We start from the raw sequence: 596 nt of genomic DNA on the forward strand, positions 1-596 counted from the left end.
TGTTATTAATTATATAAGGCATCAAGTTTTCTATAGGGTTTTAATTTTATTAAAACTATTTTTATATTTAATTAGATTAATACAATCAAAATAAAAGGTGTTTTATGTTTAAAAAAATAGTTATCGGATGCTTATGTTCTTCATGCCTTTTTTTTAGCGTGAATGTTATGGCAACTAATGAGCAGACGATCTCCCTAGGGTATAGTCAAGCTAAGATAGAAGGTATTAAACTCAATGGGGTTAATCTTAATTATCATTATGAACTGAGTAATAATTGGGGGATAGTTGGTTCTTTCACATGGATGAAAGGCGATAAATATTATGCCGAAGAACAAGATAACGATGGATTCACTTCTTCTGCAAAGACAGATGTTAACTACGTTTCGTTATTAGCCGGACCAAGTTATCGTATTAATAATTTTGCAAATTTATATGGATTAGCGGGTATTGCTAAAACTAAATTAAACAATCGAGACTATGGAACTGATGATGGTTATATAGAAAGTAGCTATTACAAATACAAATCAACAGGTATAGCTTGGGGGGCGGGTATACAATTAAATCCTATAAATAACTTAGCTATAAATATTGGGTAT

The 596-nt window shown here is 30.4% G+C and carries 1 protein-coding gene; it reads left to right on the top strand.

Annotated features, from left to right (window positions below; translation table 11 throughout):
* Positions 1 to 104 precede the first annotated feature (104 nt).
* Positions 105 to 596 (top strand): Ail/Lom family outer membrane beta-barrel protein (locus tag ABN217_RS19800; protein ID WP_349459935.1); only part of this gene is annotated, 492 nt, incomplete at its 3' end.

Origin of the sequence: Proteus sp. fly-1067 (genome assembly GCF_040139345.1) — a bacterium.
GTDB classification, from domain to species: Bacteria; Pseudomonadota; Gammaproteobacteria; order Enterobacterales; family Enterobacteriaceae; genus Proteus; species Proteus vulgaris_B.